Raw genomic sequence first — 14,435 nt, 5'->3', positions numbered from 1 at the left:
GAATAAAGGCTGAGGGGTGGTGCCACAGCAAAATTGTATAAGAGCTGGAAATGGCTGCAGCGATCGTGCCCCAAGTTAACCCGTACAGTCTGACGACCAGCATGGTGAAAATACTGCCAAATAACCAGTCTATATGGAGAATTATGGGAATTTTGAAGTAATTCCCCAGATACCCTGCCAACAGCAAGCAGAGCAAAACAATTGTCGTTCTCAACCGATGTTGCGACTGATTTTTGTTTCTTTGTGAGTTCCATGATTCTGCAATATTTCCCGCCATTTTTTCCTTAATTAGTGTTAAAATTTAGTATTAAAATAGATTCAGTTATAGTTATTCTTTCATGTTTTTATATTGTATAATTTAAAATAAAGACTTTTTATAAGTTTAAGGAAATTGTTTACTGAAGAGGAAGGATGATTGTAAATTCTGTTCCTTCTCCAGGAGTTGATGTAACATAAAGATTTCCTCCATGTTTTTGTTCAATAATTTGACTGGCGATCGCCAGTCCTAAACCCGTCCCTTTTCCCACATCTTTAGTTGTAAATAAGTGGTCAAAAATCTTGGCTTTAACTTCTTCATTCATCCCCGGACCATTATCAGCAATAGAAATTTTTACCCTTTGATTTTCCACTGAAGTTGTAATTATAATTTGGTTATTATTCAGCTCAATTTCTGCAAGATTCAGACCTGCATTTGATTCATCTAACGCATCAATAGCATTGGCAAGAATATTCATAAATACCTGATTTAATTGACCAGGAAAACAATCAATTTTTGGTAATTTTCCATAATTTGTAATTACTTCAATAGCAGGACGTTTTTCATTTGCTTTGAGGCGATGCTTGAGAATTAACAGAGTACTATCAATGCCTTCATGAATATTAAAAGGTACTTTATAATCTTTATCTGCACGAGAAAAAGTACGCAGAGAAGTGCTAATATTTTTTAATCTGTCGCAGGCTATAGTCATCGAATCAATTATTTTAGGTAAGTCTTCTAAAATATAATCTAAATCAATTTCTTCTGCATGGTCTATAATTTCATCACTCTTGTTGGTCAGACTTTCTTGATATAGTTGTAAATGTTCAATAATATCTGCAATAGTAGGTTTAGCTTGTTGGAGACTCGCAGAAATAAAACCTAAAGGATTATTCATTTCATGACCGACTCCTGACACTAAATTACCCAGTGCCGACATTTTTTCACTCTGGATAATTTGTAATTGAGCTTGTTTTAATTCCTCTAATGCTGTTTCTAATTCTTGAGATTTTTTAATTACTGCTGCTTTAGCTTTTTGACGTTCTCGTAATGCGGCTTGTTGTTCAGTAATATCTCGTAGAATTGTTAATCCATGCAATTTTCCTTTATACATAAAAGGTACTGCTTTGATTTCAACATCAAAAAAACTACCATCTTTACGTTTAGCAATTGCCTGAGTATAAAATTTCTGGCCTGCTCTTAAAGCTGTTAAATATTCACTGAACAGATAAATATAATCTGGGTGTATAAAATCTGCTGGTTTTGCCTGCAACCATTCCTCTTGATTATAACCATGCATCTGATAAATAGTTGGATTAGCTGCCACTGACTTTCCTGTTTCTAAATCGCAAATTGATAACCCATCATTAACACTTTCAAAAATACTGCGATATTCTTCTTCTTTTTGAGCAATTTCTCTAGTTTTTTCTTGCTGTTGAGCGTAGAGTTGAGCATTTTTTAAAGATATGGCTGTTTGAGCAGAAAGTAAGTTAATTACTTGCAAACGTTCAGATGTAAATACTCCTGGAGTTAAGTCATTTTCTAAGTATAAAATACCTAGTAATTTTCCATAATTAATAATAGGAGTACAAAGCACGCTCTGGGGTTGATATTCGAGCATATATTCTCCTATTAAACCGGGAATATTTGTTTGACAATTATTGATGAGAACTGTTTGTTCAGTGTTCTTAACGTAATGAATAATTTTGATGGGAATATCTGGAGAATTATGTAATAATTGTGGCACAAGAGTTGTTTGTATTTCCTGTTGAGAAACTAAAGTAATTGCTTTGACTTGCCAAGCATTATCTTGAGGCAGCATTAGCACAACTTTTTTGGCACCAGAGTTTTCGAGGATAATACGAGTCAGACTGGCAATGAGTTGCTCTAACTCCAGAGAAGAAGAAATAGCTTGAGCAGCTTTCAATACAGAAGTAAAATCTAGAGCATCCGAAATATTAGTGCTGCTAGTGCTATCGTTATTAGTAGATGATAATATCCTACCCAAAGCAATAGTTTCTCTTGGGTTGAGCTGAAGGCGTTGTTGTTGCAGAATGGGTTGGAGTAATTGGGGGTAACGTTTTTCTAGGTGATCGGTTTTGGCTTTTGCTCCCCACCGAGCATAACAATAATATGCCTCTTGCATGTATGCTTGGGCTACTTTTTCTTTACCCCAGTTAAGATAAAACTTAGCAGCTAGCTCGTTAGCAAGTGCTTCTTCTTGAATGTATTCGTTTTCTTTGGCTCCAGAAATAGCCTTGTCGTATAGCTCTATTGCTTCTAGTGTTTCTCCCTTAACTCGGCAAATTTCTGCTGCCACTAAATCGACCTTATGTTGGTGGTTCATGGGAGCATAGTTTGCCCATTGTTGTTGCAGTTGGATTTGGTTCTGTTCGACTTTCTCAAATAATGCCTCTGCTACTTCCTCCGAGTCAGAACTTAAAATGGCTAGCACCGTCAAAGAATCATAGAAATAAAACATTGGTTCGCCAAAAGTTCCAACGCCACCCATAAAATAACGCCTGACTTCAACACCATAGTTTTGAGCAGATTGAATTTCCTCAAATAGATAACCAAGCATCAGCTTATATAGATAGAAGTAATATAATGCCAGGAGGTCATTAGCTTCAATTAGATAGGGTAGAAGTTCTGCTTCTTGCAATACTTCTCCAGACAAAATACCCGGATGTTCCACCGTTTGTCGCAAATTTAAAATCGACTGCCAAAAGATTCGACAATAATTGGCTGTTGTTAATTGTTTCAATTGTACTAACCCATTGCAATAGGCACTAATTTCTTGTGCCAAGGGGATCAAGGGCTGACCGCACTCAAAGGCATTCATACAGTAAGTATATGCAGTACGTCCTGCGAAATCTATGTTTCCAACTTCTAAGGCATCGGTATAGCCTTCTTGCAATAGCTTTAGAGTCTGTTTAAGGTGATATTGACGATGCAGACTAAAGAGTGTGACTGGCACAAATACCTCTGATTTGACAGCACGATCGTTAAGTTTAGAGGCAACTTTGAGTGCTAATAAACCAAACTTTACTCCCGTATCCACATCCCGCACGAGATTACAAACAATAATGCTATAGCAGGCGTAAGCGAATCCCGAAGCAGGGGGATTTCCATATTGAATGCATAGCTTGACCGATAAAGCTACTACCAAGGGAAATAAGGAAGAACCTATCATGTAAGCAGCGGGTATGATACTGTTCGCAATCTGCACAATGGCAAATTTTTCCTCATCCGTCATCGGAGGTAAGTTAACTAAGTCTTCTATTTCCCGTTCTCCTATCAGTTGTCTTATTTCTGCAATTGCCTGTTGAATATCATTTTCTGTAGCGGGTTCAGGAAAAGTTACTCCTAACTGTTGCAGGAGTTGTTTAGCGATCGCAATTACTTCTGCGAGCTTATTTTGAGAGAAGTTTGAAAAAATTCGGGTGCGGTAGACATTAATCTGTTCTAATAAAGTATGTGCCTCGGCGATCGCTGTTTCTACATACTTTTCCATTGCTTCAAAGTCACCGCATAGCATTGCCAATTCTGCTGCCAAGTCATAGAATGATAGAGTCATTTCATATTGGCGCTGCCAACCATTTTCTCCTAGCAAAGATAATCCAGTATTGGCATATTCTCGACCTGCTTGATAAGCTGTTGCACTTCTGGCTTTGCGACAAGCGATCGAATTCAGTTTTGCCAACTCATCCTTTTCTGTTTGTTGAGTAATTAAAGCTACTCCATGATTTAATTGATTTACTATCTCAAAAATTCGTTCTGCTTTTTGGCTCTCGGATGTTTTCTTTAGTAACTGTTGACCAATTTGATAATGAGTTGTTTTCTTTTCTTCTTCAGGTATCAGAAAATAAGCTGCTTGTTGGACTCGGTCGTGCAGAAATTTATATCTAACTGTCTGGGAATTTGTTTGAGTAAATGTTTGATTTTCTTGTCCTATATAAAATTTATAAATATTACCAGTGGGCAAAATTAAACCTTCTTGTAAAGCTTTCCACAAATAAGTTGCAGTTTCTATTTCTGATTGTTCTGAAACAATTGCTAAAGTTGCTAAATCAAACTGATTGCCAATACAAGCTGCTAACTGTAATATATGTTGAGTTGATTGTGGCAATTTTTGTAACTGCAACGCCATAAATTCTACAACATCATCTGTAACTGCTTGCTGAGTCACTTGAGTAATGTCACATTCCCAACAGCCTAATTGAAAATCAAATTTAATCAGTTCTTCTTGATGCAATGCTTTGAGAAATTGCGTAGCAAAAAATGGATTTCCTTTAGTCTTTTGAAACACTAATTGAGACAGTGGTAGAGCTAATTTTTCTGTACATTTAAGTGTGTCAGCTACTAACTTATTTACTTCTATTTGATTCAGTGCTGCTAAAGTAATTGTGTTGATTGTTGAGCCGATTTTTTCGATTTCATTCAAAGTCAATATTAACGGATGTGCTGGATTAACTTCGTTATCCCGATATGCTCCGATTAAAAACAGATACTTTGTATCGGCTATTAATAACTCAATTAATTTTAACGATGCCTGGTCTGCCCATTGTAAATCATCTAAAAATATTACTAATGGATGTTCGGAACTGGTAAAAACTTTAGTAAATTTTGGGAATAATAAATTAAATCTATTTTGAGCTGCTGTTCCTGATAATTCTGGTACTGCTGGTTGTTCGCCAATAATTTTTTCTAATTCGGGAATAACTTCAATAATTACCTGTCCGTTTTCTCCCACTGCTGATAATATTTTATTTTTCCATTGTTGAATTTGAGCCTCGGTTTCTGTTAATAATTGCCCGATTAAATATCGGAATGCTTGTACGAATGCACTGAAGGGAATATTTCGTTGAAATTGGTCAAATTTGCCTTTAATAAAATAACCCCGTTGCTTCACAATTGGTTTATGAACTTCGTTAACAACCGCTGTTTTACCTATGCCGGAAAAACCAGCTACTAACATCATTTCTGCTCTTCCTTCAGTAGAATTAGCTCCCCCCTTACTAAGAGGGGTATGGGGGGGATCGCCTGTGGAATTATCTCCCCCCTTACTAAGGGGGTATGGGGGGATCGCCTGTGGAATTATCTCCCCCTTACTAAGAGGGGTATGGGGGGGATCGCCTGTAGAATTAGCTCCCCCCTTACTAAGGGGGTATGGGGGGATCGCCTGTAGAATTATCTCCCCTTACTAAGAGGGGTATGGGGGGGATCGCCTGTGGAATTATCTCCCCCCTTACTAAGAGGGGTATGGGGGGGATCGCCTGTGGAATTATCTCCCCCCTTACTAAGAGGGGTATGGGGGGGATCGCCTGGGGAATTACTAACTCTTTCAAATGCTTGAAGCAGGGTCTCTATTTCAGCTTCTCGTCCATAGAGTTTGTCAGGAATAATAAAGCGATCGCTCACATCCCGTCGGCCAATTTCAAAGTTTTTTATCTGACCTGTTTGTTGAAGTTGAGTTAAACAATTTTCTAAATCATATTTCAACCCCAATGTACTTTGATAGCGGTCTTCGGCATTTTTGGCCATTAACTTTTCCACAATTTCTGATAATACAGATGGAATTTCTGAATTAATTTCATTTACTAATGGCGGTGTTTTGGCAATATGACAATGTACTAATTCCATAGGGTCTTTAGATTGAAAAGGTAATTTTCCTGTTAATAATTCATAAAAAGTTACTCCCAAAGAATAAAAGTCTGTACGATAGTCAATACCTCGATTCATTCGGCCTGTTTGTTCTGGGGAAATATAAGCAAGTGTTCCTTCTAATACATGAGGATTGATTAACGTTTGAGTCTCTTTTGGCAGTAAAGATGCAATACTAAAGTCAATTAATTTAATTTCTTTGGTGTGGGGATTAATTAAAATATTACTCGGTTTAATATCTTTATGAATAATCCTTTCGCGATACAGAATTTCTAAGGCATTACACAGAGTAATTCCTACTTCTAAAAACTCCATTAAAGATAGTTTTTTTTCTTTTTACAACCCATTCTTGAAGAGAAATACCGCCAAAATCTTCCATGACCAAAGCATAACCATTTTGATAAATTTCTAGACTATAAGTTTGGATAATTAGAGGCGAGTCGAGATTTTTAGTAATAGTATATTGATTACGAAATTGTACCAGTTCATTAAAATTAGGGTAAGGATTTTTCAGCAGTTTGATTGCTACAGGTAATTGGTCACTCTGGCCATACCCTCGATAAACTAAAGTTTTAGAACCATTGTAAAGTTCTTGGCTGATGTGATATGATCGAAGATTGACTATATTGCTAACCATACTGCTAAATCCTACTGATGTCTAAATTTATTGTTTAAAAATTTTTAAATTGGTTTACTACATCATAGCAAAAGCGATCGCAGCCAATATTTTCCCTAGCAATAGTTTTGTCATCTTGCCTATTCCAAATATTAATGATTTTTGGAATCTGCTGTATAGCAGTCGCCACTATAGTTAGGACATCGGGTAATTATGATGATTTATGACGCGAGCAAGATGCTCGCACTAATTGTCCTAACCGCCTTGACGGTTGCTATATAACTATTCAACCGTACATAACATTAACAGGACTTACGCAAAGGCACTACATAAAGGATATTCCTCAGTTACGAAGTGCGCTAACACACCCTACCAATAGCATTCATGCGTAAGTCCTAATTAATTCCAGGATTTAGGCACATACGCTATTTATAGAGTGCAATAACTATTGTCCAATAGTAGTAAACACTATATATAGCGATATAGCGATATAGCGTAAATTATAAATTCTCAATTCTAAATTCCCTAGTGCTAATTAATTCCAGGATTTAGGCACATACGCTATTTATAGAGTGCAATAACTATTGGACAATAGTAGTGAACACTATATATAGCGATATAGCGATATAGCGTAAATTCTAAATTCTCAATTCTAAATTCCCTAGTGCTAATTAATTCCAGGACTTAGGCACATACGCTATTTATAGAGTGCAATAACTATTGGACAATAGTAGTAAACACTATATATAGCGATATAGCGATATAGCGTAAATTCTAAATTCTCAATTCTAAATTCCCTAGTGCTAATTAATTCCAGGATTTAGGCACATACGCTATTTATAGAGTGCAATAACTATTGTCCAATAGTAGTGAACACTATATATAGCGATATAGCGATATAGCGTAAATTATAAATTCTCAATTCTAAATTCCCTAGTGCTAATTAATTCCAGGACTTAGGCACATACGCTATTGATAGAGTGCAATAACTATTGTCCAATAGTAGTGGACACTATATATAGCGATATAGCGATATAGCGTAAATTCTAAATTCTCAATTCTAAATTCCCTAGTGCTAATTAATTCCAGGACTTAGGCACATACGCTATTGATAGAGTGCAATAACTATTGTCCAATAGTAGTGGACACTATATATAGCGATATAGCGATATAGCGTAAATTCTAAATTCTCAATTCTAAATTCCCTAGTGCTAATTAATTCCAGGACTTAGGCACATACGCTATTGATAGAGTGCAATAACTATTGTCCAATAGTAGTAAACACTATATATAGCGATATAGCGATATAGCGTAAATTATAAATTCTCAATTCTAAATTCCCATCCCCTCCCAATCTCCCGAAGGCATAAATGATGCCCAATAATAAGGATGTTGGGCGATCGCATCTACCAACATCCCTAACTGCACCTGTCGTAACGCCTCCGATCGCCCCTCCTGATTATTCAACACCCGCTCATAATACTTAGTCATCAACTCTTGCGTACCAAAATCATCTACTTTCCATAAACTAATTACCTGACTTTCACTACCAGCAAGACCTAAAGCTCGACGCAACCCATATACTCCTTCTCCTACTTTCACTTCTCCTATTCCTGTCTCACAAGCAGACAATACTACTAATTTAGTACCTGCTAAGTTCAAATTTGCCATTTCCAAGGCAGTCATTATCCCATCTTCTGTAGCACTTTGCCGAATATTTGCACCTGCTAAAGCAATACCCGAACGCAGTAGTGGGTTTTCTACTGGTGCATATAGCAGTCCTTGAATACCCAAATCAGACTCAAGTATAAAATCATCTCTACTCGAATCTAAAGGAGGGGGAGTTTCCACATCTTCGAGAAAGAAAGCATGGGTAGCAATATGCAGTATTTCTGGAGACTTTGCTTGTTTGATGGCGTTTTTCGTAGCTTCTAATCCCATTAATAGCTTTACGTTTAACATTGCTGCAATAGCTTTTCCTTCTGCTTCGGTTTTAGATAAGAAGCCGAACTTCAGGTTGTCTATATCCACAGAGGGTTGGTTGCTGCTGCGGTTATTCTCGGTGGCAAGTGGCTCTGAGATTGGTTTACCTGGTTCATCGTAGATGGGAGCTGCAACTATCATAGGTGGTTGTTTACTGGGGAAGTCTAGGTCAAGACGGATCAGGTCTCGTCCGCTGGTGAGGTAGGTGATGGTATAGTTTTCCACTAGGTATTGGTTGTTTTCATCTACCAGAGCAGCAAAGGGAATGAGGTTGAGTTGGGAGTCTGGGGAGAGGAGGATGTGTTTGGCGTTGCCGAGTTTTTGGCGGATGGGTTCCATGACTAATTTATCTAAGGTGCGGGCGGTTTGTTTAGTTTTGGCAATTGCTTTTTCCATTAGTTCTTGATCTAATCTTAATCTTTGTAGTTTCTTTTTGTCTAATGAGGTAAAGATTTCGCGAAATTCGGTGATGGCTTTGTGGACGGGTTCTGCTGCTCCCAGGTCTACCCATTGGGGTGCGCCTGTGGAATGGAGAATGTAGGCTGCGTAGTGGGGTTTTCCCCATCTTTCCGCTGGTTTAGCTTTAGCATCGTGAGGTTTGTACTGCATTATTTCTACCAATGCTGCATCAGTAGGAATTAATTTTTGTACCGCTTCAATCGTTACTGGTTGAGAAATTTTTCTAAATTCTACACTAGCAAGAGAAAGGTCTGCTTCTAATTTTTCTCGTTTACGTTTGAGGGTATCTAATAGTTGACGGTATTGTTCGAGCGGGGGGCGGTTTTCAGATTTACTGTAATACAGATTTGCTAGTTGAGTGCAAGTGCTAATGAAGTCGTCCAGGAACTTTTCGTTTTCTGGGGTGAGGTTGTCGCGGATGGCTTGGAGGGAGTCAGCGATAAAGTCTAGAATCCGACCTTTGCGCCGGAGGATGGTGGTGAGGGAGAGGTTAGCTGCTTCAAGGTTATTGGGTACGTCTTGGAGGTGTAGGGATATGGTGATGTAAGTTGTAGCTGAGAGCTTTCTCACGGCTGCTTGTTTTTGGCTTTCCGAACCTGTGGCGAGTAAGGAAGTGAGGGTGGTTTCTTGTACTTCCATTCCTTGAGCGAGATATTCGATAGCACTGGTTATGTTCCCTTGAGCAAGATACAATGATGACTCGTTGCTAAAGCTCGTAGCAACGTCTGGATAGTTAGTTCCTAATGCTTTCTCTAATATTGCCCTTGACCTTTGGAATAGGGGTAAAGCCTCTGTGTACTTCCCTTGGTCACGGTACATTACTGACAGGTTGTTGAGGCTGGCAGCAACCCGTGGATGGTCAAGTCCTAATGCCTTTTCATAGATTGCCAGAGACCTTTGAAATAAAGGTAAAGCTTCTGTATAGTTCCCTTGAAGCTGGTACAGTTCTGCTTGGTTGCTGAGGCTGGCGGCAACGTTTGGATGGTTAGGTCCTAATGCTTTTTCATAGATTGCCAGAGACCTTTGGAATAGGGGTAAGGCTTCCGTGTACTTCCCTTGAGCATAGTACAGTGCTACCTGATTGTTGAGGCTGGAAGCAATGTTGGGATGCTCAGGTCCTAATACCTTCTCTAGTATTTCCAGAGACCTTTGAAATAGGGGTAAAGCTTCCGTGTACTTCCCTTGGACTTGGTAGAATAATGCAAAGTTATTGAGGCTTTCGGCAACCAAAGGATGGCCGATTACTAGCGCTTTCTCTCTGATTGCCAGAGACCTTTTGTATAGAGGTAAAGCTTCTGTGTACTTCCCTTGGAGACGGTAAACTTCTGCCTGGTTGTTGAGACTGGTGGCGACGGCTGGAACGTTAGCTCCTAGTGCTTTCTCAAATATTACCAGAGACCTTTTGTATAGAGGTAAAGCTTCTGCGTAGTTCCCTTGGAGACGGTAAACTTCTGCCTGGTTGTTGAGAATGGTAGCGACGGCTGGAACGTTAGCTCCTAGTGCTTTCTCAAATATTGCCAAAGACTTTTGGAATAAGGTTAAAGCTTCTGTGTAGTTCCCTTGAAGTTGGTACAGTTCTGCCTGGTTGCTGAGGCTTTTGGCAACAAAGGGATGGTCGATTCCTAATGTTTTCTCAAATATTTCCCTTGACCTTTGGTATAGAGATAAAGCTTTTTTGTAATTCCCTTGATAATGGTGTTGCATACCTAGTTCATTAATAACATACATGGCAGCAACAGAATTTTCAGAAACACCTACATTTTCTACAATGATCAAGGCACGTTCTAATGGAGGGATAGCTTCATTATACTTCCCCTGTGTCGATGACTGCTTTGCCTGAATAAAAAGTAGAACAAATCGTGCTCCTTCCTGTGTTTCCCCAGACTGAAGAAAAAGTAGAACAAATCGCACTGCTTCCTTTACTTCCCTATACTTTCGAGCTACCACAGCAGGTTTAATTTTTCTCGCTACTAGAGTAACCACCCCCACCAATAGAAAAACACCAACAATAACAACGACAAAATACTGACTTTTCATAATTTTCCTCCTGAAAAATACTTTTATTTTATGTCAAATACGCTTAATTCGGTATAAAAAATGTTTTGTGTTCAATCCTTATCTAGGAGCGAATGGCCATTCGCCCCCTATAACATCTAATTACGCCAATGCTACTGTACTACCGCCAACATCATAACAATCTTGAATCTGCTCTGAAGTCAAATCATAGTCCTCGAAACGGATACGATCTTGCTGTAGCAAACTATTCCATCTAGACGCGATCGCTACATCATCAGGATGACTCCGACGTAAGTTTCCTAACTCCGTAATAGTCTCGTGCCACAAACCATTTTCCGCATAAATATCTATCTTTTCCATCACAGTTGTAGCCGAATTTAACCGACTGGTCAAACTATCGTTAGCTGTCACGCGTTTAACCACTCCATCAACCAACAAATCTTCTGCTCCATCTCCATAGTCAAGAACAAATGCCCAATGATATTCTCTTCCTACCTCTAAAGGCGGTGCAGAAGGTAACTTCACACTAATTATTCCCCGTTCAGACTCAATATTAAACTTAGTCTGATAAATCTTGTGCTTAGTAGCTTCATCCATCAAAGTGAAATTAATAGACTTGCTATCATCAGGAATACACAACCAGAAAGTCGGATTACTCACCAAAGTATATCCGAAGTTAGTTTGAGGAACGAGAGCTAAAAGAGGCTTTTCTATTGGAGGGCAAGAATCGTCGCCTCGATTCCCTGCATCTCCTCTATCCCCTGGTCTACTTTCTTCTGGAATTTTAAATTCGCTATTGTCTGAAGAGCTGTTTTCAGCTTTACTCATTAATTTGTCATCTTGAGTCACCCCTACCAATAACCCCAAGGCATAAACAGTAGAAGTAATTACTTGAATAACTTGTTTATATTTCATAAATTTCCTTCCTGAAAAAAACTTTTTGTAAGTAATAGCATTATAATAAAGTTATGGCGTAAACCTGAATTATTAAGCCCTTATTTTTAATCCCCCCAACCCCCCTTTGGAAAGGGTGGGTCTAACTGATAACTGATAACTAAAGTGGTACTATTCACAATCAATACCAAAATAGATGGCATCAAAGGAACCACAAAACCTTGAGTCAGAACAAACAAACTAACCGAGTACAAAACAATAATATTTCCTCCTACAAATAAGGACAAAGAAAAACCTCGAAAAAAATGCCTACTTGCCACACAACTCAAAACAGACCAAGCCAAAATCCATAACCATTCTACCCACCAACTCCAAAAAGTAATTAAAGGTCTGCCATCCAAAACTGCACTAATAATTTGACTAACCTGATGTGCGTGTAAAATAACTCCAGACATTTGCTTTTGATTAGGAGGCTGAATCTGACTATAAAAAGTATAAAACTTGTCACCAGCAGCAGGGTCTGTAATCCCAATCAGGACAATTTTATCCTTAACTAAATAATCATTAATTTCCCCATTCAAAACATCATAAATAGTAATTGTTTGAGCAACTTTATTATCTACCTTATCTGAATTTCTATAATTAAGTAAAATCTGAAACCCTCCATCATCAAAATTTTGGTAGATACCTTGGTTTCTATAATTAAGTGAAATTTGAAACCCGCCATCATCAAAATTTTGATAAATACCTTCTCCTTTCCTCAGTCTCTTTAAAGTAACATCACCAATTCTAACATTTCCTTCGGGAGTATTTTCAGGTTTAATCCCTTTAATTGCCAAAAAATCTAAAGCCACCCTAGCACTTAATGAATAACCTGTTTGACAAGGGTCTTTCTCTTCCGTACCCATAAACATTAAATGGCGACGGACAATTTTAAATTGACCATTATCAAGAGCTAAATCAGTAAAACCTAAACGTTCTTTTGGCACACCTTCAGGAGGTATCGTACCAGGTTTATTAGGGCGATATTCACTGGTACTACAAACAGCAATTATTTTCTGATTATTTGCCAAAAGAGTTAATAACCTTTGATAATTAGCTTCAGATTCTAAAGGTTTCTCCCGCCATAAATCTAAACCAATAATTGCAGGTTGAAAAGCATCTATTTTAGTTATTACTTCAGCCAAAATTTCATCCTTTAAAACATTACCAATACCAAATTTGTTAATATCTGCTTGTGTAGCTTCAACAATTAAAATATTAGGGTCTGGCTTTTCTGGAAGTCGCGATCGCATTAATAAATCGAACTGATTTAACTCCAATGGTTGGAGCCAACCTAAAGCTCTAATACCAATTACTCCGACCCATACTAAACTAGCAATAGCTAAACTCATACTCAACCTTCTAGGTTTAGGCAAATCCAGATTATTGTCTAAATTTACCAACTGCTCCTCAACCCAATTTTGATTAAAAATTCTCTGATAAATCTTATTAAAAACAACTAATTTATCTTGTTTTTTCAGAACTATACCTGACAACTTTAGAGACATCTGTAGTTGACTATGATTAAACTTAACTTTTCCCCGCTTGAGAATTGTTTGATATAACCTCAGTAATTCAACATCACTAAGTAAATAATTTCGTATATATTTTAAATGAAGAGGATTATCTTTATCCTCCCAAGAAGTCAAAATATTTTCTTGTACTAACTTATCAATATTTGGTCGAGGACTATCTGCATAATCAACAATAATTTGACAAAGTTTCTGAGTTAAAAAAGGTTGACCTCCAGTCCAATCAAAAACCTTTTGTAAAACAATATCCGGCTTTTCTACTACTTCTTCTAATCCCTGAGTTAATCTTTTCTTTGCTTCTGCAAAACTTAATGCAGTTAACTCAATTCCACAGCCAATATTAAAAGGAGTACGTTTTATATCTCGAATTAAATCCCCTGGAGTAATTGCACCAAAAAAACTGAAAATCAGTCGATGATAATCAGAATTTTTCTCAGTCCGGCGATTATAACAATATCGAATAAAACTCAAAAAATCATCTTTAAAATCACATTTTCCTAGGGTATCAATTTCCTCAATAAAAATATATATTTTCTGATTTTGAAAATTCCTAAATAAAATTTCTTCAATAAACAGAACCAAATGTTGGATATTTGTCAAGTTTTTATAACTATCCATCCAGTCTTGAAAATTGATCCTATTAATTAGACTAAACCCGCGAAATAATTCCCTTAAAAATCCTTCATGCCAAGATTTTTCTAGTAAAGAACAATTACCCAACATAATCATATCAATTGTTGCACATTTACAACCTTTGGAGCGTAATTTAGCTATCATTTTTGCCCGTAAACTAGACTTACCCATTTGACGAGCATTAAATACATAACAATATTCTCCTGCTAGGAGTTTTTCATATAATTCTGCATCTTGTTTTCTCTCTACATAAGTTGGATCGTTAGCTAATAAACCCCCACCACCTGATTTATAACTCATAATTTTTTACCTATAAAATGGATAAGTAAGGAATAGTTAC

At 37.5% G+C, this 14,435-nt stretch carries 6 protein-coding genes and 1 pseudogene; 1 reads left to right on the top strand and 6 read right to left on the bottom strand.

The genetic code is table 11. The features are described from left to right. The 3 genes and pseudogenes from SAGCYANO_RS16455 to SAGCYANO_RS16445 form a co-directional block, all read right to left on the bottom strand. A partial coding sequence (locus SAGCYANO_RS16455) for a hypothetical protein (protein WP_202221068.1) occupies positions 1-254 on the bottom strand: 254 nt, incomplete at its 3' end. Between the two features lie 141 nt (positions 255-395). Further along, positions 396-5,342, bottom strand: coding sequence for an AAA family ATPase (locus tag SAGCYANO_RS16450; RefSeq protein WP_255502575.1), 4,947 nt, complete (start codon positions 5,340-5,342; stop codon positions 396-398). Positions 5,343-5,590: 248 nt separating this feature from the next. Then, positions 5,591-6,557, bottom strand: a pseudogene (locus tag SAGCYANO_RS16445) (serine/threonine protein kinase); the annotation flags it as partial. 49 nt (positions 6,558-6,606) lie between these two features. Here SAGCYANO_RS16445 and SAGCYANO_RS47625 point away from each other — a divergent pair. Continuing rightward, positions 6,607-6,735, top strand: a complete 129-nt coding sequence (locus SAGCYANO_RS47625; RefSeq protein WP_255502574.1) for a hypothetical protein — start codon at positions 6,607-6,609, stop codon at positions 6,733-6,735. A gap of 1,133 nt (positions 6,736-7,868) precedes the next feature. Here the strand turns inward: SAGCYANO_RS47625 and SAGCYANO_RS16440 are convergent. The 3 genes from SAGCYANO_RS16440 to SAGCYANO_RS16430 all read right to left on the bottom strand — a co-directional run bounded on the left by SAGCYANO_RS16440 (position 7,869) and on the right by SAGCYANO_RS16430 (position 14,395). Further along, complete coding sequence (locus tag SAGCYANO_RS16440) at positions 7,869-11,015, bottom strand: CHAT domain-containing tetratricopeptide repeat protein (RefSeq protein WP_202221066.1); 3,147 nt, start codon at positions 11,013-11,015, stop codon at positions 7,869-7,871. Positions 11,016-11,135: 120 nt separating this feature from the next. Further along, on the bottom strand, positions 11,136-11,909 hold the full coding sequence (locus tag SAGCYANO_RS16435) for a DUF928 domain-containing protein (protein WP_202221065.1): 774 nt from the start codon (positions 11,907-11,909) through the stop codon (positions 11,136-11,138). 86 nt (positions 11,910-11,995) lie between these two features. Beyond that, on the bottom strand, positions 11,996-14,395 hold the full coding sequence (locus SAGCYANO_RS16430; RefSeq protein WP_202221064.1) for a CHASE2 domain-containing protein: 2,400 nt from the start codon (positions 14,393-14,395) through the stop codon (positions 11,996-11,998). Between the last annotated feature and the right edge of the window lie 40 nt (positions 14,396-14,435).

The organism is Okeania sp. KiyG1 (assembly GCF_014132355.1).
Lineage (GTDB): Bacteria > Cyanobacteriota > Cyanobacteriia > Cyanobacteriales > Microcoleaceae > Okeania.
The sequence above is the reverse complement of the archived record's forward strand: the minus strand, read 5'-3'. Positions and strand labels throughout refer to the sequence as shown.

Excerpts from the sequence above, each read along its gene's own strand:
- SAGCYANO_RS16435 (WP_202221065.1), bottom strand. The coding sequence starts at position 11,909 with ATGAAATATAAACAAGTTATTCAAGTAATTACTTCTACTGTTTATGCC.
- SAGCYANO_RS16440 (WP_202221066.1), bottom strand. The coding sequence starts at position 11,015 with ATGAAAAGTCAGTATTTTGTCGTTGTTATTGTTGGTGTTTTTCTATTG.
- SAGCYANO_RS16430 (WP_202221064.1), bottom strand. The coding sequence starts at position 14,395 with ATGAGTTATAAATCAGGTGGTGGGGGTTTATTAGCTAACGATCCAACT.